24 protein-coding genes, 1 other RNA gene and 1 pseudogene are annotated in these 23938 nt (G+C 72.4%); 21 read left to right on the top strand and 5 right to left on the bottom strand.

The window, feature by feature from the left end; translation table 11 throughout:
• Positions 1-50: 50 nt before the first annotated feature.
• Together ACFT55_RS08500 and ACFT55_RS08505 are read right to left on the bottom strand one after the other, a co-directional pair.
• Complete coding sequence (locus ACFT55_RS08500; protein ID WP_380243380.1) at positions 51-1406, bottom strand: permease prefix domain 1-containing protein; 1356 nt, start codon at positions 1404-1406, stop codon at positions 51-53.
• Entirely contained in the window at positions 1406-1789 is a 384-nt protein-coding gene (locus ACFT55_RS08505) for a PadR family transcriptional regulator (protein WP_380243381.1), read from the bottom strand. Before ACFT55_RS08505 ends, ACFT55_RS08500 begins: the two co-directional genes overlap by 1 nt.
• Positions 1790-1954: 165 nt before the next feature.
• Here ACFT55_RS08505 and ACFT55_RS08510 point away from each other — a divergent pair, with 165 nt between their 5' ends.
• A complete protein-coding gene (locus tag ACFT55_RS08510) occupies positions 1955-4273 on the top strand; it encodes an esterase-like activity of phytase family protein (RefSeq protein WP_380243382.1) in 2319 nt (772 codons plus the stop codon).
• A gap of 85 nt (positions 4274-4358) precedes the next feature.
• Positions 4359-5609, top strand: coding sequence for an LCP family protein (locus ACFT55_RS08515; RefSeq protein ID WP_380243383.1), 1251 nt, complete (start codon positions 4359-4361; stop codon positions 5607-5609).
• A 68-nt stretch (positions 5610-5677) separates the two neighbouring features.
• Here ACFT55_RS08515 and ACFT55_RS08520 read toward each other — a convergent pair whose 3' ends face one another.
• Entirely contained in the window at positions 5678-6655 is a 978-nt protein-coding gene (locus ACFT55_RS08520; RefSeq protein ID WP_380243384.1) for a LysR family transcriptional regulator ArgP, read from the bottom strand.
• A 55-nt stretch (positions 6656-6710) separates the two neighbouring features.
• On the opposite strand from ACFT55_RS08520, the gene ACFT55_RS08525 reads away from it, so the two are divergent.
• On the top strand, positions 6711-7334 hold the full coding sequence (locus tag ACFT55_RS08525) for a LysE/ArgO family amino acid transporter (RefSeq protein ID WP_380243385.1): 624 nt from the start codon (positions 6711-6713) through the stop codon (positions 7332-7334).
• A 183-nt stretch (positions 7335-7517) separates the two neighbouring features.
• Here the strand turns inward: ACFT55_RS08525 and ACFT55_RS08530 are convergent, their stop codons facing one another.
• Positions 7518-8741 carry a pyridoxal phosphate-dependent aminotransferase gene (locus ACFT55_RS08530; protein WP_380243386.1) on the bottom strand — a complete coding sequence of 408 codons (1224 nt, stop codon included), beginning with the start codon at positions 8739-8741 and terminating at the stop codon, positions 7518-7520.
• A gap of 535 nt (positions 8742-9276) precedes the next feature.
• Here ACFT55_RS08530 and ACFT55_RS08535 point away from each other — a divergent pair.
• From ACFT55_RS08535 to ACFT55_RS08585, 11 genes are all read left to right on the top strand, one after another.
• Positions 9277-10059 (top strand): hypothetical protein, encoded by a 783-nt coding sequence (locus tag ACFT55_RS08535; RefSeq protein ID WP_380243387.1) that lies wholly within the window; start codon positions 9277-9279, stop codon positions 10057-10059.
• A gap of 293 nt (positions 10060-10352) precedes the next feature.
• A complete protein-coding gene (locus ACFT55_RS08540; protein ID WP_380243388.1) occupies positions 10353-11615 on the top strand; it encodes a CpaF family protein in 1263 nt (420 codons plus the stop codon).
• On the top strand, positions 11615-12472 hold the full coding sequence (locus ACFT55_RS08545) for a type II secretion system F family protein (protein ID WP_380243403.1): 858 nt from the start codon (positions 11615-11617) through the stop codon (positions 12470-12472). Before ACFT55_RS08540 ends, ACFT55_RS08545 begins: the two co-directional genes overlap by 1 nt.
• The gene (locus tag ACFT55_RS08550; protein ID WP_380243389.1) at positions 12469-13410 is read left to right on the top strand and encodes a type II secretion system F family protein; all 942 of its coding nucleotides are present in this window, start codon (positions 12469-12471) and stop codon (positions 13408-13410) included. The genes ACFT55_RS08545 and ACFT55_RS08550 overlap by 4 nt, the downstream gene beginning before the upstream one ends.
• A 90-nt stretch (positions 13411-13500) precedes the next feature.
• A complete protein-coding gene (locus ACFT55_RS08555; protein WP_380243390.1) occupies positions 13501-13692 on the top strand; it encodes a hypothetical protein in 192 nt (63 codons plus the stop codon).
• Position 13693: 1 nt separating this feature from the next.
• Positions 13694-14098 carry a VOC family protein gene (locus ACFT55_RS08560; RefSeq protein ID WP_380243391.1) on the top strand — a complete coding sequence of 135 codons (405 nt, stop codon included), beginning with the start codon at positions 13694-13696 and terminating at the stop codon, positions 14096-14098.
• A complete protein-coding gene (locus tag ACFT55_RS08565) occupies positions 14098-14496 on the top strand; it encodes a TadE family protein (protein WP_380243392.1) in 399 nt (132 codons plus the stop codon). The genes ACFT55_RS08560 and ACFT55_RS08565 overlap by 1 nt, the downstream gene beginning before the upstream one ends.
• The gene (locus ACFT55_RS08570) at positions 14493-15032 is read left to right on the top strand and encodes a pilus assembly protein (protein WP_380243393.1); all 540 of its coding nucleotides are present in this window, start codon (positions 14493-14495) and stop codon (positions 15030-15032) included. The genes ACFT55_RS08565 and ACFT55_RS08570 overlap by 4 nt, the downstream gene beginning before the upstream one ends.
• Entirely contained in the window at positions 15029-15526 is a 498-nt protein-coding gene (locus ACFT55_RS08575; RefSeq protein WP_380243394.1) for a hypothetical protein, read from the top strand. Before ACFT55_RS08570 ends, ACFT55_RS08575 begins: the two co-directional genes overlap by 4 nt.
• 91 nt (positions 15527-15617) lie before the next feature.
• Complete coding sequence (locus ACFT55_RS08580) at positions 15618-15743, top strand: hypothetical protein (protein WP_380243395.1); 126 nt, start codon at positions 15618-15620, stop codon at positions 15741-15743.
• A gap of 65 nt (positions 15744-15808) precedes the next feature.
• Entirely contained in the window at positions 15809-17023 is a 1215-nt protein-coding gene (locus ACFT55_RS08585) for a globin domain-containing protein (RefSeq protein WP_380243396.1), read from the top strand.
• 5 nt (positions 17024-17028) lie between these two features.
• Here the strand turns inward: ACFT55_RS08585 and ACFT55_RS08590 are convergent, their stop codons facing one another.
• Complete coding sequence (locus ACFT55_RS08590) at positions 17029-17565, bottom strand: putative glycolipid-binding domain-containing protein (protein WP_380243397.1); 537 nt, start codon at positions 17563-17565, stop codon at positions 17029-17031.
• 69 nt (positions 17566-17634) lie between these two features.
• Between ACFT55_RS08590 and ACFT55_RS08595 the strand changes: the two genes are divergently transcribed.
• From ACFT55_RS08595 to ssrA, 7 genes and pseudogenes are all read left to right on the top strand, one after another.
• Positions 17635-18003 carry an ankyrin repeat domain-containing protein gene (locus ACFT55_RS08595; protein ID WP_380243398.1) on the top strand — a complete coding sequence of 123 codons (369 nt, stop codon included), beginning with the start codon at positions 17635-17637 and terminating at the stop codon, positions 18001-18003.
• Positions 18004-18034: 31 nt separating this feature from the next.
• A complete protein-coding gene (gene prfB / locus ACFT55_RS08600; RefSeq protein WP_380243399.1) occupies positions 18035-19150 on the top strand; it encodes a peptide chain release factor 2 in 1116 nt (371 codons plus the stop codon).
• Between the two features lie 184 nt (positions 19151-19334).
• Positions 19335-20012, top strand: a pseudogene (gene ftsE / locus ACFT55_RS08605) (cell division ATP-binding protein FtsE); the annotation flags it as partial.
• Between the two features lie 389 nt (positions 20013-20401).
• On the top strand, positions 20402-21313 hold the full coding sequence (ftsX, locus tag ACFT55_RS08610) for a permease-like cell division protein FtsX (RefSeq protein WP_380243400.1): 912 nt from the start codon (positions 20402-20404) through the stop codon (positions 21311-21313).
• A gap of 8 nt (positions 21314-21321) precedes the next feature.
• Positions 21322-22818, top strand: a complete 1497-nt coding sequence (locus tag ACFT55_RS08615) for a peptidoglycan DD-metalloendopeptidase family protein (RefSeq protein ID WP_380243401.1) — start codon at positions 21322-21324, stop codon at positions 22816-22818.
• Positions 22819-22913: 95 nt separating this feature from the next.
• Positions 22914-23414 (top strand): SsrA-binding protein SmpB, encoded by a 501-nt coding sequence (smpB, locus tag ACFT55_RS08620; protein ID WP_380243402.1) that lies wholly within the window; start codon positions 22914-22916, stop codon positions 23412-23414.
• A gap of 128 nt (positions 23415-23542) precedes the next feature.
• Positions 23543-23910, top strand: a transfer-messenger RNA (tmRNA) gene (ssrA, locus tag ACFT55_RS08625).
• Positions 23911-23938 lie beyond the last annotated feature (28 nt).

The raw sequence follows: 23938 nt of genomic DNA on the forward strand, positions 1-23938 counted from the left end.
GTTGTACACCTTCTGACGCTTCAGAAGGTGTACAACCGCCTGTTCGGCCGCTACGCGAAGGCGAAGAGCGGGCCGAAAGCCACGACGACGACGGCCGCCCACACCGGGTAGGCCGGCAGGAAGCGCGTCTGCCAGCGGGTGAGCGCGCCGAACGACCGGCGGTCGCGCAGGAACCCGAGCAGCAGCCAGCCCGAGCGCGCCAGGTGCACGAGCAGCAGGAGGTTGAGGCCGAGGGCGGCCGCCTTGTTGGGGCTGACGCCGAACTCGGCGATGCGGGTCAGCATCGCCGTCAGGGCGACGGCGTCCACCGCGAGGGCGGCGACGACGAGCGCCAGCTGCAGGGCGTCGAACCAGCCCGGACGGGCGAGCGAGTCGCGCGCGGACACCGAGTAGAGCAGCAGGCACAGCACCAGCACGAGGATCGCGTCCATGAGGATGAGCAGGTCGCGGTCCGTGTCGGCGAGGTTGCCGGCCGTGAGCAGCACGACCAGCGTCACCAGGAGCATGACGAGCGTCAGCGGTGTGAACACACGGGTGAGCACCGGGGCGATGTTCTCCACGACGTCCTGCTTCGCCTCGACCAGCCATGCCCCGACGACGACGGCGCCCGGGACGGCGAAGGGCAGGATCCAGTTCTGCATCGCGGGTTCGATGTCCACGCCGACCAGGTTGAGGGTGGCCGCCGTGAGGCCCAGGAGCACTCCGCCGCCGATGGCGAGGAGCGTGACGTACACGACCAGCTCGCCGGTGAACCGCGCGAAGTCCATGCGCGGCTCCTCGGCCCGCCACCGGCCGCCCACGTAGGTGACGCCGACGAGCGCCCACAGCACGAGCGGGGCGTGGATCGCCGCCAGCAGCACGGTGGAGCCACCGAGGTCGTACGGGTAGACGTTGAGCACCACGGCGAGCGCGGCGAACGGCACCAGCAGCCACAGCAGGACGCGTGCCGAGACGCGGCGCTTCCACGCGAAGTAGGCGGCGAGGAAGGGCGCGGTGAGCAGCGGTAGGTTGCGCACGAGCGCGGTGTCCTCGTGGATCGCGGCGAGGCCGATCTTGGCGGCGACGCCCGCCCCCACCGCGAGCGCGAGGACGACGGCGAGCTCGCGCCAGGTCGGGCCCGCGGCGCCCTCGGGGGCGTCGTCCGGCACGAGCACGAGCTGCTTCCACAGCCGTTCGGAGTGCTCGCGGGCGAACTCGCGGGAGACCGCGTCGAGGTTGCCCATGCGCCGGACCGCGACGAGGAACGCCTCGCCGTCGTCGAGCCCGGTGGCGGTCAGGTCGCTCACCTGCCCGCGCAGGTGGTCCTCCATCTCGTCGACGTCGGCGGCGGAGATGGCGCGGCGCCGCTGGACGTAGGAGCGCCACTGGTCGATCTGCGCCTCGAGGCGCTCGTGCTGCTCGGCCATCACGCCCACCCGTCCGCGAGCGCCGGGCGGGAGGCCGGGCCGGAGCCGGGTGCCTGGGCGGCTCGCCAGACGTGCTGGAGCACGTCCGCGACGACGGACCACTGCTGCTGCCGCTCGGCGAGGGCGTCCCGGCCTGCGGGGGTGATCGCGTAGTGCTTGCGGCGGCGGCCGGCCTCGGAGGTGCCCCAGGTCGCGACGACCAGGTCGAGCCGCTCGAGCCGGTGCAGCAGGGGGTACAGCATCCCGTCGGTCCACTGCATGCGGCCGCCCGACAGCTCGGTGACCCGCTTCAGGATGGCGTACCCGTAGGACTCGCCCTCGGCGAGTATGCCCAGCACGAGCGGGGTGGCGGACGCCGCCACCAGGTCTTTGTCGAAGCGCACGTCGGCTCCCGATATCTAGAACTACTAGGGGTGCTGAACCTAGCAGATCTAGGGGTGTGACAACAGTGCCCGCGAGAGACCGGCGGGACGGATCGTCATCCAGCGGACCTTCAGGGTTCATCCGGGGTTGGGCGGGCCGTCGCGGGGCGTCGGTGTCATCGGTCCATGACTCGCTCACAGACGCACGCCCGCCTCCTGCGGACGGTCGCTGCGGCGACCGCCGCGGTCGTCGCTCTCACGGCTGCCGGCTCCGCAGCGGCTGCCGGCGGCCGCCCCGACGGTGCCGGCGCCGAAAGCCCCCACCACCGCGGGGCAGCCACCACCCACCTCGTCCCCACCCTCGAGGGCCGTGCCACCCTGTCGGCCGACTACCTCGCGGAGGGCCCGCCGTCAGGCGCCGCGGCCTCGGCGGGCAACGGTCGCCAGGGGCCGTGGGACGGCCAGGTCGTCCCCGGCTTCTCGGCCATGGTCGACAACGGGGACGGCACGTTCTGGGCCCAGCCGGACAACGGCTTCGGCGCGAAGGGCAACTCCGCCGACTTCCTGCTGCGCAGCTACCTGGTGCGTCCCGACTGGGACACCGGCCGCTCCGGCGGCACGGGCCGCAAGGGTGGGTCGGGGTCGGGACAGATCAAGGTGCTGGACCACATCTCCTACAACGACGCGAACGGACTCCTGGACTTCGACATCGTGCGCGGGGACACGCGCGAGCGGCTGCTCACGGGCGCCGACTTCGACATCGAGTCCGTGGCGCGCGCCGACGACGGCACGCTGTGGGTGGGCGAGGAGTTCGGACCGTTCCTGCTGCACTTCGACGCCGACGGGACGCTGCTCGACAAGCCCTACCCGCTGCCGGGCGGCCTGAAGTCCCCCCAGAACCCGTACCTCGCCGCGGGCGAGACCCCGACCGTGCGCGCGAGCCGCGGCTTCGAGGCCATGGCGCGCTCCGGGCGCTACCTCTACCCGGTGCTCGAGGGTGCGCTGACCACCGACGCGGACCAGCGCCGTCGCGTGATCCACGAGTTCGACACCCGCCGCGGGCAGTACACCGGCCGCACGTGGGCGTACCAGGCCGACCAGGAGGCGAACGTCGTCGGGGACGCGTTCACGGTCGGCAAGAACCGCTTCTGGGTGGTGGAGCGGGACGACTTCGAAGGCCCCGCGGCGGTCACCAAGCGCGTCTACGAGATCGACCTGACGCGTACCGAGCCCGACGGCTCCGGCGGCCGCTACGTCCGCAAGGACCTCGTCCTCGACGCGCTGCGCGTCGCCAACCCGCGCGGCATCGACGCGGGGGAGGGGTACGGCCTCGGCGAGACGTACGCGCTGCCCGTGCAGTCGTTCGAGACGGTGCTGCGCCTGCGCGACGGACGCATCCTCATCGCCAACGACAACAACTACCCGGGCAACTCCGCCCGCCGGCCCGGCACGCCCGACGACACCGAGATGGTCGTCATCGACCTGCGCAAGACGCGGACGCCCGACGACGGCGTGACCGTGATCGGGCACCGGGGGGCGTCCGGGTACCGGCCCGAGCACACCCTCGCCTCCTACGAGCAGGCGATCCTGCAGTGCGCGGACGTCATCGAGCCCGACGTCGTGCCCACGAAGGACGGCGTGCTCGTCGCACGGCACGAGAACGAGATCGGTGGCACGACCGACGTCGCGAAGCACCCCGAGTTCGCCGCGCGCCGCACCACCAAGACGGTCGACGGCGCGGCGGTGACCGGCTGGTTCACCGAGGACTTCACCCTCGCGGAGCTGCGCACCCTGCGGGCCGTGGAGCGCCTGCCCCAGGTGCGGCCGGGCAACAAGGCCTTCGACGGTCTCTACCAGGTGCCCACCCTCGACGAGGTGCTCGACCTCGCCCGGCACTCCCAGACGTGCGACGGCCGCCCCGTCGGCGTGGCCCCGGAGACCAAGCACCCGACCTACTTCGCGTCGATCGGGCTCTCGCTGACCGCGCCGCTCGTGGCGGAGCTCGGCGCCCACGGCTACGACTCGCCCCGCGACCCGGTGGTCGTGCAGTCCTTCGAGACCGGGAACCTGCGCGAGCTCGACAGGCTGACCGGCGTGCGCCTGGCCCTCAACGTGTCCGCGAGCGGCGCGCCGTACGACCTCGTGGCGGCGGGCGACCCGCGCACGTACGCCGACCTCGTGACGCCCGCGGGCCTGCGGGGCGTGGCCCGGTACGCCGACATCGCCAGCCTGGAGAAGAACGTCGTCGTCCCGCGCGACGCGGACGGCACGCTCGGCGAGCCCACCTCCGTGGTGCGGGACGCTCACCGGGCCGGGCTCGACGTGTACGCGTGGACGTTCCGCGCGGAGAACCAGTTCCTGCCCGCCGAGTACCGCTCCTCGGCGGACCTCACGGCCCACGGTGACCTGGCCGGCGAGCTCGACGCGTTCCTGGACACCGGACTGGACGGCGTCTTCGCGGACCAGCCCGGGCTCGCCGTCGCCGCGCTCGCCGCGCGGGACTGACGAGCACTCACGGCACGCGCGGGGGTCGGCGGGTGAAACCGCTGTCCCCCGCGCGTCCGCGCTGCTCACGGCCTAGTATCGCGCTGTGCGGACCCTGCCGCGTCACGCGACCTCTTTCGCCTCGCACCGAGTCGTCCGCTCGACCGCCCTCGTCCTCACCGCGGTGGTGGCGTTCGGGACGGCGACTGCGGTCGCGTCGTTCGTCGACCTGCGCTCCCAGATCGACGTGTCCGACGTCGACGACCTCCTCGCGGAGGACGACCGTCCGCCCGCGGTCGCGACCGAGCAGGACCCGAGCGACCCGTTCGCCGGCAAGGACCTCAACATCCTCGTGATGGGCACCGACTTCCGCGACGCGGCGAACGCCGAGATCGCCGGCGCGGGCGACGAGTTCCACTCCGACACGACGCTGCTCGTGCACATCTCCGGGGACCGCAGCCGCATCGAGGCGGTCTCGATCCCGCGCGACTCCCTCGTCGACATCCCGTCCTGCAAGCTCCCGGGCGGTGGCAGCACCGCGCCGCAGACGAACGCGATGTTCAACACCGCGTTCGCCCTCGGCGGTGGTCCGGGCAAGGACGTCACCGGCGCGGCGGCCTGCACGATCCACACGGTCGAGAAGCTCACGGGCGTGCGGATCGAGGACCACGTCGTCGTGCAGATGAACGGCGTCATCGGCGTCGTCGACGCCATCGGCGGCGTCACCATGTGCCTGCCCGAGGCGGTCAAGGGGCAGCGGGTGGACCTCGACCTGAAGGCCGGGCGGCAGAAGCTCGACGGGTACACGGCGATCAACTTCCTGCGCGCCCGCAAGGGCGAGGGCATGGGCCTCGAGATCGGCAGCGACCTCAAGCGCATCGAGCGGCAGCAGGCGTTCTTCGACGCGACGATGCGGGAGATCCTGTCGCAGAACGTCATCACCGACTCGCCGCGGCTGTACCGCATGGTGCGGAAGATCCTCGGCTCCATCTCGACCGACCCGGACCTCGCCAGCCCGACGGCGCTCGCCGGCCTGGCGTGGAGCATCCGCGACATCGACCCCGCCCGGATCGTGTTCACCTCCGTGCCCGTCGTCGACTCCGTGAGCCAGCCCGGCCGGGTGGAGTGGACGTCCGCGGCGGACGAGATCTGGGCGCGCATCCGCGCCGACAAGGCCCCGCCCGGCACGCCGGCAGCGGAGAAGAAGAAGGGGGCGAAGGCGTCCTTCTCGCCGAAGCCGACGGGCGCGACGCCGGTCGACGACGACGTCGCGTCCCCCGGCAAGCAGGCGGGCGAGAAGTCCTCCTCGCCGTCCCCGTCGCCCAGCCCCTCGCTGCTGCCGGGCGTCTGCGCCTGACCCTGGGGGTCTCTCCGTCTGCGCCTGGCCCTCGGTCGTGCCGACCTCGGGCCGACCTCGGGCCGAGCTCAGCGCTGCGGGAGGACGCGGCGCGCCTCGGCACGCAGGGCGCCGGTGACGCGGTCGAGGACCTCCGAGCGCAGCTTCCACTGCTGCAGGTAGACCGGCACGTCGACGACGGCGTCGTCGGCAAGGGTCCGCACCTCGCCCCGCTCGAGGGCGTCCCCGAGCACCGGGAACCGGGCGTCCGGGCCGGGGAGCGGTCCCCACATGCCCCAGCCGAGGCCGCGGCGCACCGCGTCGAGGTACTCGGCCGTGCTCGGCACGTGATGGCGGGGCGGGTCCGGCACCGCCGCGCCCGTCGCGGCGGCACGGTCGCGCAGCCAGACGTCCTGCAGGTCGTCGGCGCGGTTGAAGACGACGACGGGCGCGCGGCCGAGCGCGTCGGCCGTGGGGCCGTCGGGGAACCAGCGCTCGATCATGGCGGGGGTCGCGACGGGGCGGTACCGCGTGATCCCGAGCGGGGCGGAGCTGCAGCCCTGCACGGGCTCGCGCTGGGAGGTGATCGCGGCCATGACGACGCCCGCGGGCAGCAGGTCCACCGTGCGGTCCTGGTCCTCGCGGTACAGGTCGAAGCAGACCCCCTCCACCTGGGCGAGGGCGGGCAGCACCCAGGTGGCCAGCGAGTCGGCGTTCACGGCCAGCGGCACGGTGACGGGCCGGCGGGCGTCGCCGGGATCGCCGCCGTCGTCCGTGGCGCCGGGGCCGAGCGCGCGGCTCGCCTCCGCCCCGAGCAGCTCGACCTGCCGTGCCAGGCGCAGCATCGTGCGGCCCGGCTCCGTGGGGGCGACCGGACGGGTGCGGCGCACCAGCACCGAGCCCGCCGCGTTCTCCAGCGCGCGCACGCGCTGGCTCACCGCCGACGGCGTCACGTGCAGCGCCCGCGCGGCGCCCTCGAACGAGCCCTCGGTGATGACGGCGGCCAGCGCCTCGAGCTGGCGGGAGTCCCATCGCACCTCTCCACCGTAGATGAAGTTGTGCTGCATCAGCGGAAGAAACCGTAGATGGACTTCAGCGGATGGGACTGCCTAGCGTCGTCGTGTGCTCACCGTCCTCGCCGGCCTCGCCTTCGGCCTCTCGCTCATCGTCGCCATCGGCGCGCAGAACGCCTTCGTGCTGCGCCAGGGCGTGCGCCGTGAGCACGTCGGCGTCGTCGTCGCCGTCTGCGCCGCCTCCGACCTCCTCCTGTACGCGGCGGGGACCGCGGGGCTCGGTGCGCTGGTCGTGAGCCACCCGGCCGTGGTGGAGGTCGCGCGCTGGGCAGGTGCCGTCGTCGTCCTCGGCTACGGCGCCCTCGCCGCCCGGCGGGCATGGCGAGGCGACGAGGCCGGCCTGAAGGCGGCAACTGACCGCAGCGTCCCCGACGCCGGCCGGCGGGTGCGGCCCGTGCTGCTCACGGCCCTCGCACTCACCTGGCTGAACCCGCACGTGTACCTCGACACGGTGGTGCTGCAGGGGTCGCTCGCCGCGTCGCACGGCGACGCGCGCTGGCTGTTCACCGCCGGGGCGATGGTCTCCAGCGTGCTGTGGTTCGTCGGCCTCGGGTACGGCGCACGGCTGCTGGCCCCCGTGCTCGCACGGCCGGGCGCCTGGCGCGTCGTGGACGCCGTCGTCGCGGCCATCATGCTGGTCGTCGCAGTCAGCCTGGTGCTGCCCGCGCTCTGACCTCCCGAGCCGAGCTGCTCCCCACCGTGCCGAGGTAGCACGCACGCCACTGAGGTAGTGCCACCCATGCCGAGGTAGCACGCGAACTGCCGAAGTAGTACGCGAACTGCCGAGGTAGCACGCGAACTGCCGAGGTAGCACGCGAACTGCCGAGGTAGAGCGGCGTGGCGCGAGGTATGCGGGCTAGCGCGGGAGCCGGTGGAGGCGCTCGACCGCCTCGCGCAGCACGTCCTCGCGCTTGACGAACGTGAACCGCACGCGCGCCGCGAGAGCGCTCGCCGTGGGGGAGCCGGTGCGGCAGAACGCGGACACCGGAATGCCCACCACCCCTGCGAGCTCCGGCAGCCGCCGGGACAGCTCGTGCCCGTCTGCGACACCGAGTCGCTCGGCAAGATGCTGCCCGTCGGCCACCACGAAGTACGTGCCCTGGGGGACGACGACGTCGAGGCCGGCGGCCGTCAGCCCCTCGCACAACAGGTCGCGGCGGGAGGCGAGCGACGCCGCGAGGGCGCGTGGGGCGGCGTCGTCGTCGAGCGCCTGGGCGATGGCGGGCTGGAAGGGGGCGCCCGAGGTGTAGGTAACGAACTGCTTGACCGTGCGCACCGCGGTGACGAGCCCCGCCGGACCGTGCACCCAGCCCACCTTCCAGCCGGTGAGGCTGAAGGTCTTGCCGCTGGAGGACACGGTGAGCGTGCGTTCGCCCATGCCGGGCAGGGTGGCGATCGGCACGTGGGTGGCGTCGTCGAACACCAGGTGCTCGTAGACCTCGTCGGTGAGGACGAGCAGGTCGGCGTCGCGCGCGACGGCGGCGACCTGCTCCAGCTCGACGCGCGTGAGCACGGTGCCCGTGGGGTTGTGCGGGGTGTTGAGGACGATGAGCCGCGTGCGCGGGGTGACGGCGGCGCGCAGGGCGGCGGCGTCGAGCCGGAAGTCGTCGGCGGTCAGCGGCACCGGCACGTGCGTCGCGCCGGCCAGCGCGATCCCCGCGGCGTGCGAGTCGTAGAACGGTTCGAGCGTGATGACCTCGTCCCCCTGGCCGACGAGCGCGAGGAGCGCCGCGGCGATCGCCTCGGTGGCGCCGGTGGTGACCAGCACCTGGGAGTCCGGGTCGACGTCGAGGCCGTAGTGGCGGCGCTGGTGGTCCGCGATCGCGCGGCGCAGCTCGGGCGCGCCGTCGCCCGGTGCGTACTGGTTGCGACCGGCGTCGATCGCGTCCTTGGCTGCCGACCGGATGAACTCCGGCCCGTCGACGTCGGGGAAGCCCTGGCCCAGGTTGATCGCGCCCGTGCGCGCGGCGAGCGACGTCATCTCGGCGAAGATCGTCTGCGCGACGGCGTCGTCCGCGCCGAGCAGTCCCGTCGCGCGCGCGACATCGGTCCAGCGGCCGGGCGGGGGAGAGGTCGGCATGGCTCGACCCTAGCTCTCGGGCAGGGGGGCGCAGCGCCCGCGCTCGCAGGCCCCTCGACGCTCCGGTGGCTGGAGGTCGTATTGATGTGCCAGGGGCGGCAGGAGCGTGTCCCCGGGCCCGCCCGCGTCGACGGCAGAGCGGGATCCACCTATCTGGAGAGCAGAGATCGACTGCCAGGAAAGGGGCGTGATTTCTCGACAATCTGGAAGGGCTTGCTTATTTGAAATTCGTGCGCAGTGGAGGTTGCTTTGCAAAGAATTATGGGTACGCGCGGAGAATTCTACATCCGGGGCTCCCGGACTGAAGTCGTTGTGCAGAGTTTGCACGTAGGTCGCCTCGCCGTGCAGGCGCAGCGTGGGCGTGGCTCACTCGAACTCGGTCGCCGGACGCTCAGGCGGCGCCTGACGGGGGTGCGCAGGCGCAGTGCGCTGATACTCAAGCGCCATTCCTGGCGCAGTCGCGATCCGAGCCGATGAGCCGGGGCCCGGGATGTGCTGCACGTCGCAGTGACGACACCTTCTGAAGGGAGAGCGCATGACGTTCGACGACGTGGCGCGAATCGTCGCAGCCGTCGCGATGGTCGCGGCTGTCGCGATCAACTGGGGTAGTTCCGGGGCGATGGCGACGTCCTGCATCGCCGTCCTGCTCGTGCTGTCCGCCGTCCTGAACTGGTGGGCCCGGCGGCGCGCTTCGGCCGCAGGTCCGGATTTCGCGCGAGACGACGCCGACGCCAGTGCTGGCTCCAAGATGGACACAGGCACGGCGCGGGCCGAGCGTGACGGCGCGGGCCGCCGGCTGACGCGCCCCGGTGGTGTCGTCCTTCTCGCAGTCGTCGTGGCGCTGTCGGGTTGCACGCTCTCAGTCGGCGCCAACAACGGGCCGATCGACCTGTCGACCAACACCACCATGAACTGTGGCCCGACCAGCAAACCCGTGCAGTCGGACGGCGAGCTCATCCTCGAGAACACCGGTGGCGACACGGTCGTGATTACCCGCGTCGATCTCGTGGACGCGGACGGCGTCGAGCTCGATGGTGCCTACGTCACCGATCTCGCCCTGCAGGGCGACGCGCAGGAAGCCGTGTTCGGCATCGGACTGCCTGTGCCGAAGGCTGGGGAGAGCTGGCTGTGGGACGAGCGGCGGGATGCGGTCGGTGCCGAGATCGAGCCCGGCGGCAGGTACAGCTTCTTCACGTTCCTGAGGCCCGATGCTGCGGGTGGATCGTTCACGGCGACCCGGGTCACCTACAGCTCTGACGGAGCACGGCACCAGATTGCCCAGACAGACATCGCCTGGACGTTTCAGGAGGAATGCTGACCGAGCGGCGGGGTGCTCTCGCTGATGGCGGAGGCGTGGCGCACGCCGTGTAAAGGAAACCAGGCACAGCGACCCTGGGCGCGCGCGTCACGGAAGTCGACGCGTGCCCCTCAATATCAATTCCGCTTTTCAGATTGTTCACACGTCGTCGAAATGGGCGCCTCGGTGGCCATTCGCCGGCGGGGCGTCACGCGAGTTCGTTTATCCACAGGGGATCCGCGAGCGGCTGCTCGAATGTCTAATCTGGGGCAGCATTCGCCGCCGGGTGCGGCCATTCGACGAGAGGGAGATCAGTGCCGAACGACGCCCTGGCGCCCACCGGCGCCGCCGCGATCCTCGAGCACGAGGTCCGCGAGCTGGTGCGCCGGCGCGCGCTCGACCCCGTCCGTGACCGTGCAGGGCTCGAACGCCTCGTCTCCGAGGCGGTCGCGGACTATGCCGACCGCGCCACACGAGGCATCGTGCCTCCTCTCATGGATCCGCAGGAGGCGGCCCGGGCCGTCGCCGACTCTCTCGGTGGCCTCGGCCCGCTGCAGCGCTATGTCGACGACCCGGAGGTCGAGGAGATCTGGATCAACGCACCCGCCAAGGTGTTCGTCGCCCGACGCGGGGTGCCCGAGCTGACGACGACGCTCCTCACGACGGGACAGGTGCGCGACCTCGTGGAGCGGATGCTCAAGGCGTCCGGGCGTCGGCTCGACCTCAGCAGCCCGTTCGTGGACGCGTCGCTGCCGGGCGGCGAACGCCTGCACGTGGTCATCCCCGATGTCACGCGTGAGCACATGGCCGTGAACATCCGCAAGCACCTGGTACGGGCGGACCACCTGGACCACCTGGTGCGGCTCGGCTCCCTCACGTCGCACGCCGCCGCGTTCCTCGACGCGGCCGTGCGGGCAGGCCTGAACGTCCTCGTCTCCGGGGCGACGCAGGCAGGCAAGACGACGATGCTCAACGCGCTCGCAGGCTCCATCCCGGCCGGCCAGCGGGTCATCTCGTGCGAGGAGGTCTTCGAGGTTCGTTTCGCCGCCCGCGACCACGTCGCGATGCAGTGCCGCCAGCCCAGCCTCGAGGGCACCGGCGAGATCCCGTTGCGCCGCCTCGTGAAGGAGGCGCTGCGGATGCGGCCGGACCGCATCGTCATCGGCGAGGTGCGCGAGGCAGAGAGCTTCGACATGCTCGTGGCGCTCAACGCCGGAATCCCGGGCATGTGCACGGTGCACGCCAACTCGGCCCGCGAAGCGGTCACCAAGATGTGCACGCTTCCCCTCCTGGCGGGCGAGAACGTGTCCGATCGCTTCGTGGTGCCCACCGTGGCGTCCGCGATCGACGTGGTGGTGCACCTCGACGTCGCGGCGGACGGCGCACGTCAGGTGCGGGAGCTCGTGGCCGTGACGGGCCGCGTCGAGGCCGACCGTGTCGAGACCGCGGGGCTGTTCCACCGGCTGCCCGCCGAGCAGGGCGGTGACCTTGTGCGCGGCGACGGCTTCCCGCCCGGTGCGGAGCGGTTCGCACGGGTCGGGGTCGACGTTCGCGCTCTCCTGACGGGCGGACGTTGATGGGAGTGGTGGTCGGCCTCCTGCTCGGTGCGGGTCTCGCGTGCGTGTGGCTGTCGTTCTGGGAGCCGACCGGGCGCCCGCGCCGCCGCGCGGGCCGGGTCGTCGCCGTCCAGGACCTGTTGGTCCAGGCGGGGGCACCGTCGGTCACCCCGGCGGCTCTGTGGTGGCTCAGTGCCACGGCCGGGCTGTTCGTGCTGCTCGCCGGGTTCGCGCTGACGCGGTCCCCGACCATCTCCGCCTGCTTCGCCCTGATGGCCGCCGTCGCACCCGAGGCCCTCGTCCGGGTCCGCGCGCGCCGGCGCCGGCTGGACCTGCGCGACGTCTGGCCCGAGGTGGTCGACCACCTCGCGTCCGGCGTGCGCGCCGGCCTGTCGCTCCCCGAGGCGCTCGCCCAGCTCGCCGAGCGCGGCCCGGTGGAGCTGCGCGAGCCGTTCGCCCGCTTCGCGGCGGACTACCGGGCGACCGGACGCTTCGGCGACTGCCTGGACCTGCTCAAGGCCCGTCTCGCGGACCCCGTCGCCGACCGGATCGTCGAGGCGCTACGGCTCACCCGCGAGGTCGGCGGTACCGACCTGGGACGGCTGCTGCGCACCCTGTCGTCGTTCCTGCGCGAGGACGCCCGCACGCGCGGGGAGCTCGAGGCGCGCCAGTCGTGGACGGTGAATGGGGCTCGCCTGGCTGCTGCGGGCCCGTGGGTGGTGCTGGCGTTCCTCGCTTCCCGGCCGGAGACCGCGCAGGCGTACGACTCGGCCGCGGGCGTCGCCGTCCTCGCGGCAGGGGCGGGGACGTCCGCCGTGGCCTACTGGTTGATGCGCCGTCTCGGTCGCCTCCCCGAGGAGGGGCGGGTGCTGCGATGACGAGTCTGTCGTTCTCCGTGACCGGAGCACTGTTGGGCTTGCTCGGCGGCATCGGCCTCCTGCTGGTGGTCGGGGGGCTGCGCGCACGACGCATCACGCTCGACCAACGGCTCGCCCCGGCGCTCCGCCCCCGCGACGCGACCTCCGGCCTGCTGCGCGAGCAGCCGGTCCGCACGCCGTTCCCGGTGATCGAGCGGTTGCTCGCCCCCTGGGTCGCCGACGCCTCGCACTGGTTCGAGCGGCTCGGGTCCACGCGCGCTGACGTCCGACGACGTCTGGACCGTGCGGGCTGGGCGGAGAGCGTCGAGGCGTTCCGTACCCGGCAGGTCGTCTCGGCCGCCCTCGGGCTGGCGGCCGGCCTCGTGCTGGCGCTCGTGCTCGCCACGACCCGGGGCTCCTCGCCGGTGCCGCTCGCGGCGCTCGTGCTGCTGTGCGGGGCGGGTGGCTTCGTGCTGTGCGACCAGTGGCTCAGCCGCGCCGTGCGCCGCCGTGAGGAACGGATGCTGGCCGAGTTCCCCACGATCGCCGAGCTGCTCGCCCTCGCGGTGACCGCCGGGGAAGGCCCGGTGCCCGCCCTCGAACGAGTGGCCTCGACGGCGCGCGGCGAGCTCTCCGGCGAGATCGCGACCATGCTCGCCGACGTGCGCGCCGGCGCACCGATCGCCGTCGCGCTCACCGTGATGGCCGACCGCACCGGCCTGCCCTCCCTCACCCGGTTCGCCGAAGGAGTGGCCGTCGCCATGGAACGCGGCACCCCGCTCGCCGACGTCCTCCGGGCGCAGGCACAAGACGTGCGGGAGTCCGGCAGGCGTGCCCTCATGGAGGCCGGCGGCAAGAAGGAGGTCGCGATGCTCGTCCCTGTCGTCTTCCTCATCCTCCCGGTCACCGTCGTCTTCGCCGTGTTCCCCTCGCTCGCCACCCTCCATATCGGATTCTGACCGGTCGCACCGGCCACCGGCCCGCCACCAGTCGTCGACCACTCGCCACCGAACCCACCGCCGACCCGCGGCGCCACCGAAAGGACGACCATGCAGCACGACCAGACCACGAAGCACTCGCACGAGCGCCCCGCACCGGACGACCCCGAGCGCGGTGACGTGCCGGGCTGGGTGCTCGTCACCCTGATGACGGCAGGCCTGGTCGTCGCGCTCTGGGCGATCGCCGGGCCCCTCCTGGAGAACGCGTTCACGCAGGCGATCTCGAGCGTGACGGGACGATGAGATGGCGATCGGGCGACTGCACCATCTGATCGTCGACTGCCCCGAACCGCGGGCGCTCGCGGAGTTCTGGGCGGCGGTCCTCGGCGAGGAGATCACGTACGCGGACGACGACTTCGTCGTGGTCGCGCGCAGCGACCGGCACTCCGGGCTGGCGTTCCAGCGCGCGCCCGACCACCAGGCGCCGGACTGGGGCGACCCGCGAAGGCCGCAGCAGATGCACCTGGACGTCATGGTCGACGACGTGCCTGCCGCCCATCGCCAGGTGCTGGCCCTCGGCGCACGACGCCTCACCGCCGCCGCGCCGGGCGCGGGGGAGGGCGACGTCTACGCCGATCCTGCCGGGCACCCGTTCTGCCTCATCCCCCGCCCGGGGTGGGCCCCGCCGGTCGCCGGCGAGCACCGGTGATGCCGTGCCGGGTCGCCCCGGAGCAGTCAGACGACGAGGCCGGGTCGGCGGTGGCCGAGTTCGTCATGGTCGCCGCCCTGGTGCTCGCCCTCTTCCTCGGCGTGGTGCAGCTGGCGTTCGCGCTGCACGTGCGGGCGCTGGCGGTCGACGCCGCGGCCGAGGGTGCCCGTGTGGCGGCCCGTGCCGACCAGGACCTCGCCGGCGGGGCCGTCCGTACGCGTGAGCTCCTCGCCGCGGCGCTCAGCAGCCGCTACGCCGGTGACGTGTCCGCACGCAGCACGGTGCAGGACGGCCTGGACGTGGTCGAGGTGACGGTGCGGGTTCCCCTTCCCGTAGTGGGGCTGCTCGGCCCGTCGGGTGTCCTCACCCTGCGGGGGCACGCGTTGGAGGAGGCATGACCGCCCAGCTCTCCGGCGGGACCGCCCCCACCCCCGACCTCGAGGCCGGGTCTGACACCGAGGCCAGATCTCACCCCGAGTCTGGATCCGTTCCGGAGTCCGGATCCGACCCGGAGTCCGGCGCCGCGCTCGTCGAGTTCCTCGGCACCGCGGTGCTGCTGCTGGTGCCGCTGGTCTACCTCGTGCTGACGGTCGCGCAGGTCCAGGCGGGAGCGTTCGCGGTCGAGGGCGCGGCGCGGGAGGCGGGCCGGGCGATGGTGACGGCCGACTCGTCCGCGGCCGGCGGCCAGCGCGCGCGGGCCGCCGCCGGCATCGCGTTCGCCGACCAGGGCTTCGTGACGACGGACGGGTCCGTCTCCCTCGAGTGCTCGGCGGACCCGTGCCTGACACCCGGCGCGTCGGTCGCCGTCCGTACCCGCCTGGTGGTGCCGCTGCCGTTCGTTCCCGCCGCGCTGCGCGGCTGGGTGCCCCTGGAGATCCCGGTCACCGCGACGCACGTCGCCACGGTGGACGAGTACGGGCAGGCGCGCCCATGACCGTGCACCGCGCCCCCCGGCACCGGAAGGACCAGGGCACGGGCGAGGACGGCCGCATCATGCTGCTCACGGCGGGCGTGGTCGCCCTGGCGCTGATGATCGTCGGCATGGTCGCCTCCGTCACGGCGGTCCACCTCGACCGCAAGCACCTGTACGACCTGGCGGACGCGCTCGCGGCCGACGCCGCCGACGCGATCCCGCCCGAGAGGGCCTACTCAGGCTCGCCCGACCAGGCGGGCTCGTCCGCGGGCGAAGGGTGGCGCGTCCTCACGTCCGCCGACGTCGAGGCGTCGGTGCACGACTACCTCGCGACGCATCCGGCACAGTCGGCGAACCTCGACGGGCTGCGGCTGGTGGAGGCGTCGTCCCCCGACGGGCGGACCGCGCGCGTGAGCCTGGCCGCGTCGTCCCACCCGCCGCTGCTTCGCTGGTTCACGGACTCCGTCGGCGGCGGCTTCACCGTCGCGGCGACGTCGTCCGCCCAGGCCGGCTGAGGTCAGAGCTCGCCCGGGAGCCGGCCCGCGAGGGGCGGGCACCCCACTTCCGGCACGGCGATTCGCCCTCGGACTTGGCTAGCCTGCGAAGGTGCAGCCCACCGCGTCGACGGACCTCCGACTGCACGTCGTGATGCGCCTGGCGGTCCGTGACGACGAGGCGTCCCTGACCACCCGGGACCTGCTCCCGCGGGTCGGAGCGCGGCCGCCCGGCTGAGACCTCCGCCGCGGGTCCCGACCGGGCCTCGCGACGCGACCGAAGAACAGACAGAGGAGTTCCGCATGCTCACACCGCAGTCCGCCGCCGTCGTCCGTGCCACGCTGCCCGTGGTCGGCGGCACGATCGGCGACATCACGCCGATCTTCTACCGCCGCATGTTCGCCGCCCACCCCGAGCTGGAGCGCGACCTGTTCAACCGCGGCAACCAGGCCCGCGGCGACCAGCAGCGGGCGCTCGCGGGGGCGGTCGCCGCCTACGCGACGCTCCTCGTCGACGACGGCCCGGACCCTCGCACGGTGCTGGCGCGCATCGCGCACAAGCACGCGTCGCTCGGGATCCTGCCGGAGCAGTACCCGATCGTGCACGAGCACCTGTTCGCCGCGATCGTCGAGGTGCTCGGCGACGCCGTGACGCCGGAGGTGGCCGCCGCGTGGGACGAGGTCTACTGGGACATGGCGGACGCGCTCGTCGAGATCGAGCTGGGCCTGTACGCCGAGGCGGGCGTGACTCCCGGCGACGTGTGGCGAGAGGTCCTGGTGCGCCGCCGGGTGATGGAGTCGCCCGACACGGTCTCGTTCGAGCTCGTCGCCCCCGACGGCGGGCCGTTGCCGGACGCGCGGCCCGGGCAGTACCTCTCCGTGGCCGTGACCCTGCCCGACGGGGCCCGGCAGGTGCGCCAGTACAGCCTGACCGGCGGTGCCGCGCCCCATGCCTGGACCATCTCGGTCAAGGCGGCCCCTGGCGGGACGGACCTCGCGGGGCTCGCGCCCGCGGGGGAGGTGTCGAACCACCTGCACAGCGGCGTGTTCGAGGGCGACGTGCTGGAGGTGTCCTCGCCGTTCGGTGAGCTGACGCTGTCCGACGGCGAGAACCCGCTCGTGCTCGTCTCCGCGGGCATCGGGATCACGCCGATGATCGGCTTCCTGCACCACCTGCGCCGCGCGGGCACCACGCGCCGGGTCGTGGTGCTGCACGCCGACCGGTCGCCCGCCCGGCACGCGCACCGCGCCGAGCTGCGCGCGCTCGTCGACGACCTTCCGACCGCGGAGCTGCACCGCTGGTACGAGGACCTGGGCACGCGTCCGGTGGAGGACCGGCTGCGCGCCGGGTACCTCGACCTCGACGGGGTGGACCTGCCGCACGACGCGGACGCCTACCTCTGCGGCCCGGCGCCGTTCATGACGATGGTCCAGGCCGGTCTCCTGCGTCAGGGTGTCGCGGCCGACCGGATCCATCACGAGGTCTTCGGGCCCGGCACGGAGATCGCCGTCGCCTGACCGGCTCAGCCGCCGCCGGTCAGGCGCCCGAACAGCCCCGGGTAGTCGACGACGAACCCGTCGTCGTCCACGGTGATCTCGCGCAGGAAGTCGCCGTCGCGGGACTCGTACACATAGCGGTCGCGGGCGGTCCGGTTGTACCGCTGCGGGTCGAGGGTGACCTCGAACGTGCCGCCGTCCACGTACGCGGTGACGATGTCGGCCGCCGCCTCGACCGCCAGGCCGAGACGGCGGACCGGCAGCGTGTTCGTGAACGGGGAGAAGGACAGGTCGACGTCGACGGTGTCGGCCAGGTCGGGCCGCTCCGAGCCGTCGACGCGCCACGTCCCGTCCGCATCCCGGGCCAGGTCGAGCTGCCGGCCCGCGCCGGACCACAGCCGCAGCACCCGGAACTCCCACGCGGGCGTCAGCTCCATCGCATACTCGAGCCGCTCGGGCCCGAGGTCCACCAGCGACCGGGCGCGCAGCACGCCCTCGCGCAGGTCGAGGTCGAGGTGCTCGACGCTGCCCGACGCGAGCCCGCGCCACCGGTACGTCGCCATCGCGGACCACCTCCTCGTGCCCCCAGCATCGGACGGGAGCGACGTCCCCGCGCGGGTAGATTCGCGCGCATGACCGCCGACAAGCTGCCCGTGGACCTGGACCAGATGTTCGACCTCGCCCGGGCGGGCGCCGACCTGCTCCTCGAGTTCGTCGACGCCGGGGTCCCGGTCGACCACGCGGACGCACAGGGCAACTCCCTGGTCATGCTGGCGGCCTACCACGGGCACGCCGGTCTGGTGCGTGGCCTGGCCGAGCGCGGAGCCGACGTCGACCGCGTCAACGCCCGGGGCCAGTCGCCGCTCGCCGGCGCCGTGTTCAAGGGCGCGGACGACGTGGTCGCGGCGCTCGTCGCCGCGGGTGCGGACCCGGACGCCGGCACGCCGAGCGCCCGCGACACGGCCCGCATGTTCGGGCGGACCCTGCCGCCGGGGGACTGACGCCCGCGGCGGGCGGGTAACCTTGAATCTCGTGGCCACCATCGACTTCCCCGCAGAGATCAAGGCGCTGCGCGCCACCCTCGAGTCCATCGAGGCCGTGAGCGACCCCACCGCCCTGCAGGCGAAGATCGCCGACCTGACCGAGCAGGCGTCCGCCCCTGATCTGTGGGACGACCCCGAGCAGGGGCAGAAGGTCGCGTCCGCGCTGTCCACCACGCAGAACGAGCTGCAGCGCGTCGAGCGCCTGGGCCAGCGCATCGACGACGTCGAGACCCTCGTCGAGATGGGTCTCGAGATGGAGGACGAGGACACGCTGACCGAGGCCGAGGGGGAGGTCGCCGGCATCCGCAAGGACCTCGACGCCCTCGAGGTCCGAACCCTGCTGGCCGGCGAGTACGACGCCCGCGAGGCGGTCGTCACCATCCGCGCCGGGGCCGGTGGTGTCGACGCCGCCGACTTCGCCGAGATGCTCATGCGCATGTACCTGCGCTGGGCCGAGCGCCACGGGTACCCGACCAAGGTCATGGACACCTCGTACGCCGAGGAGGCCGGCCTGAAGTCGGCGACGTTCGAGGTCAACGCGCCGTACGCGTTCGGCAACCTGTCCGTGGAGGCCGGCACCCACCGTCTGGTGCGCATCTCGCCGTTCGACAACCAGGGGCGCCGCCAGACGTCGTTCGCCGCCGTCGAGGTCGTGCCCCTCATCGAGCACACGGACTCCATCGAGATCCCCGAGTCCGAGCTCAAGATCGACGTCTTCCGGTCGTCCGGCCCGGGCGGCCAGTCGGTCAACACGACGGACTCCGCCGTGCGCATGACGCACATCCCGACCGGCACCGTCGTGTCGATGCAGAACGAGAAGTCGCAGATCCAGAACCGCGCCGCCGCCCTGCGCGTCATGCAGTCCCGCCTGCTGCTCATCCGGCAGCAGGAGGAGGCCGCGAAGAAGAAGGAGCTCGCGGGCGACATCAAGGCCACCTGGGGCGACCAGATGCGCTCGTACGTGCTGCAGCCGTACCAGATGGTCAAGGACCTGCGGACCGAGCACGAGTCGGGCAACACACAGGCCGTGTTCGACGGCGCGATCGACGACTTCATCGAGGCCGGGATCCGCTGGCGTCGCTCCGGCGGCGCCGACGCCGCCTGACGGCTCCGGACGCGACCGGACGACCACATCGTCGCCCCGGTCGACCATCTGGACCCGGGACACACCGGCGTGTCCTTCCTGTGACCCTCCTCCCCGGGTGCGACTCTCGGAAATCGGGCGGCCCGGCCCGGACGTGACCTGACGCCGGTGCCGCACGGTCGACCTGGCAGGGGAGAGGCACGTCGTGATCCGGTTCGAGAACGTCTCGAAGGTCTATGCCCGAGGGGCGCGGCCTGCGCTCGACGACGTCTCCGTCGACGTCTCGAGGGGCGAGTTCGTGTTCCTCGTGGGTGCGTCCGGCTCGGGCAAGAGCACGTTCCTGCGGCTGGTGCTGCGCGAGGAGCGCCCCACCGGCGGGAGCGTGTACGTGGCGGGCCGTGACCTGTCGCGGCTGTCGAGCTGGAAGGTGCCGTCGCTGCGTCGCAGCATCGGGGTGGTCTTCCAGGACTTCCGCCTGCTGCCGAACAAGACCGTCTATGAGAACGTCGCGTTCGCCCTGCAGGTGATCGGCAAGCCGCGGCACACGATCCGGACCACGGTGCCCGAGGTGCTGGAGATGGTGGGCCTCGACGGCAAGGAGAAGCGGCTGCCGCACGAGCTCTCCGGCGGCGAGCAGCAGCGGGTCGCCATCGCGCGGGCCTTCGTGAACCGGCCGCAGATCCTGCTGGCCGACGAGCCGACGGGCAACCTCGACCCGACCACCTCGCTGGGGATCATGCGCCTGCTCGACCGGATCAACCGCACGGGCACCACGGTGGTCATGGCGACGCACGACGACGAGATCGTCAACGAGATGCGCAAGCGCGTCGTCGAGCTGTCCACCGGGTCGGTGGTCCGGGACGAGGTGGACGCCGTCTACGGCGAGCGGGAGTCGATCCTGCCGCAGGTGGGCCAGACGCCGGTGCTCGACGCTCCGGGCCGGGGTGCCCGAGCCGTCGCGCCGCGGGTGCAGGTCTCGCCCGAGCCGGCGGACCTGGAGGCCGAGCGCGCCGCGGAGGCCGCGGCCGCCCGCGCCCAGGCGTCGGAGGACGGTGCCGGCGAGGTGCAGGTGCCCGAACCGTTGCCCTCGCCCACCCCGGAGGTACGTCCGGAAGACGCCCCGACGGTTCGACCAGCGCCGGCCGCGGGGTCGGCACCGTCCACCCCGCCGGCCACCACCGCGCCGGCCACCACCGCGGCGTCCGCCGACGAGGTGGTGCAGCAGGTGCTGCGCGAGCACGAGCGCGTTCGCGCGGGACGGGAGGCCTGAGCGTGCGGCTCCAGTTCGTCGTCACCGAGGTCCTCGGCGGCCTGCGACGCAACCTGTCGATGGTGATCTCCGTGATCCTCGTGACGTTCGTGTCCCTCACCTTCGTGGGCGCGGCCGCGCTGCTGCAGACCCAGGTGACCAAGCTCAAGGGGGACTGGTACGACCTCGTCGAGGTCTCCGTCTTCCTCTGCCCCGAGGGTTCCACCGCGCCGACCTGTGCCGACGGCGAGGCGACGCCCGAGCAGGTCGACGCGCTCCGTGACGTCATCGACACCGAGCTGTCCGACGTGGTGGCCACGACGTACTTCGAGAGCAAGGCGGACGCGTTCAAGGCCTTCACCAAGATGTACCCGGACGGGTATCAGGGCACCCAGCTGACCGAGGACGACATGCAGGCCTCGTTCCGGCTCAAGCTGGTCGACCCTGAGCAGTACCAGGTGGTGGACGACGTCCTCGAGGGGCGCACGGGCGTCGAGGTCGTGGAGGACCAGCGGGAGGTGTTCGAGCCGTTGTTCCTCGCGCTCGGACGCGCGTCCCTGCTGGCGGCCGGCCTGGCCGGCGTCATGCTGCTGGCCGCCGTGCTGCTGATCACCACCACGATCCGGCTGTCCGCGGTCTCGCGCCGCCGGGAGACGGGCATCATGCGGCTCGTCGGCGCGTCGAACCTGTTCGTGCAGCTGCCGTTCATGCTCGAGGGCGCCATCGCCGCGCTGGTGGGCGCCCTGCTCGCCGTGGGAGGGCTCTGGCTCGCCGTCCAGTACCTGGTGACGGACTGGTTGCAGGACTCCGTCGACTGGGTGGCGTACGTGGACGTGGGCGACGTCCTCCTCATCGCGCCGCTGCTCATCGGCATCGCCGTGCTCCTGGCGGTGGTGTCGTCCGTGGTGACGCTCAACCGGTACACGAGGGTGTGAGATCGCAGATGACGACCCCAGGGACGACCCCGGGCCGGGACCGGGGCCGCGGACGACGCGTGGTGGGCGGGCTCGTCGCCGCCGTGCTCGTGCTCGGCGGTGCGACGACGTCCGCCACCGTGACGGCGGGCGTCACGGCCCGGTCAGCGGCCGCGGACGACATCGACGACCAGCGGGCGGCGGCGGAGGCGAAGCAGCGCGCGAAGGAGCGCGAGCGCGACAGCCTCCAGGAGGAGCTCGAGGACACCAACGCCAAGTTCCGTCAGGCGGTGCTGGACCTCAACGAGGTCGAGGGCCGGCTGCCGGTGGCGCAGGCGGCGCTCGACGCGGCCGAGGCGCGGCTCGAGGAGGCGCGGCGCAAGGCCGCGATCCTCGCGCAGCGGCTGTCCGACGCGGAGGCGGAGGAGGCGTCCGTCTCCGACCAGATCGACGCCGGCAAGGGCAAGGTCGAGGCTGCGCGCGCGGACGTGGTGCAGATGGCGCGCCAGGCCTACCGCAACGGCGACGACACCAGCACGATCGGCATCGTCACCGGCGCCCAGTCGACGGAGGACTTCCTCGACGAGTACGCCGTGTCGTCGTCGGCGGCGCGCAGCCAGGCGCGCACCCTCACGGACCTGCAGGACGCCGAGGCGGTGGCCCGCAACCAGCAGGCACGCCTCGACGCGATCCGCTCCGCGATCGCCGACCTCAAGCGTGAGGCGGACGCCAACGTGGTCGCGGCCGAGAAGGCGCAGCGCGAGGCCGCGGACCGGAAGGCCGAGGTCGAGCGCCTCATCGCCAAGCAGCAGGCGCTCAAGGCCTCCATCGAGTCGCAGAAGGCGAACGCGCTCGCGGAGCTCAAGCAGAACGAGCAGGCGCAGCAGACCCTCGAGTCCGAGCTCAAGGTGATCATCAAGAAGCAGAAGGCCCGCGACGCCCGGCTCGAGGAGCAGCGGCGGAAGGCCGAGGAGGAGGCGCGTCGCAAGGCTGCCGCCGAGCAGAAGAGCAGCGGCGGCGGGGGCGGTGGCTCCGGCGGCGGTGGCTCCTCCGGGGGCAGCGGCGGCGGCTCCGGCGGAGGCGGCGGTGGCGGTGGGGGCGGTTCGTCGTCCCCGTCGTCCGGCTCGTTCCTCGGGTGGCCGACCAACTACCACGTGGTGACCAGCTCGTACGGGATGCGGTTCCACCCGATCCTGCACTACTGGCGCCTGCACGCCGGGACGGACATCCGCACCTACTGCGGTACGCCCATCTACGCCGCGCAGAGCGGGTACGTCGAGCGGGCCTACTACGGCAGCGGGCCGGGCAACAACGTGCTCATCAACCACGGCACCTACCGGGGCAACAACGTCATGACGCGTTACCTGCACCTGACGTACGACACCGTGCACGTGGGGCAGTACGTCGACAAGGGCCAGGTGATCGGCTACTCCGGCTCGACGGGCACCGCGGAGGCGTGCCACCTGCACTTCGAGGTGTACGTCAACGGCAGCACGACGGACCCGATGGGCGGCTGGCTGAACTGACGGGCGTCCGCGGAGCGCGGAAAAGCCCTGGCCGTCGCCCCGCGCTCCCGTATCCTGGGACGTCGCGAGACCGCGACCCCCGGGAGGAGGAGATCATGTCCAGGGCCAACGGCGGGGCCAAGAAGAAGCAGGGCGACCCGCGCACGATCGTGGCGAACAACAAGAAGGCCCGCCACGACTACGTGATCGAGGACGTCGTCGAGGCCGGGATCGTGCTGTCCGGCACCGAGGTGAAGGCGCTGCGGATGGGCCGGGCGTCGCTGCTCGACGGGTACGCCGCGATCGACCACGGCGAGGCCTGGCTCGAGAACGTGCACATCCCGGAGTACTTCCAGGGCACCTGGAACAACCACGCGCCGCGGCGCAAGCGCAAGCTGCTGCTGCACCGTGAGGAGATCGACCGGCTCGGCGTCAAGTCCCGGGAGAAGGGGCACACCCTGATCCCGTTGAGCCTGTACTTCCTGGACGGCCGTGCCAAGGTCGAGATCGCCCTGGCGCGAGGCAAGAAGGAGTACGACAAGCGGCAGACGCTCCGCGAGAAGCAGGACATGCGCGAGGCGCAGCGCGCCATCCGGCACCAGGAGCTCCTGGGCTGAGCGCGCGCCCGCCCTGGGCTGTGGAAATAACGGCGCGGGCGCGGCGGTTGATCCTCTAGACTGGAGGACGTCGGCACGGGGTTGCTCGTGGCCGGCAGGGTCGGCAGACCTTGGTTGACAAATGCATAGGGGCTGATCGGTTTCGACGGTGGTCGTGCTTCGAGGAGAAGCGGGCCGAGGATGCAGGCTCATCTCGTGAACGCTTGCCTGCAAACCTATAGGTGCCGATAACAAGCGCACCGACTTCGCCCTCGCCGCCTGAGCGAGTCCCGAAGTCCGTGAGCCCGGGATTGCTCTCGACCCGGTAGCTCACGTCATCTAGAGAGCCACTGCTCGTCGCCCTCGTCACCGGGGCGGCGGGGACACCTAGGTGACTGAGCCCGTCCGCACCTTGTCTGCGTGAGTGCGGGGGCCGAGAAAATCACAGCAGACTGCGCCCGGAGAAGTCCTCGAATGGCGCCACCGGACCCGGGTTCGATTCCCGGCAGCTCCACGTCACGACGACGACCCGCCCGGCTCCTGCC

The organism is Isoptericola sp. NPDC057191 (assembly GCF_042670225.1).
In the GTDB taxonomy this organism is placed as follows: domain Bacteria; phylum Actinomycetota; class Actinomycetes; order Actinomycetales; family Cellulomonadaceae; genus Isoptericola.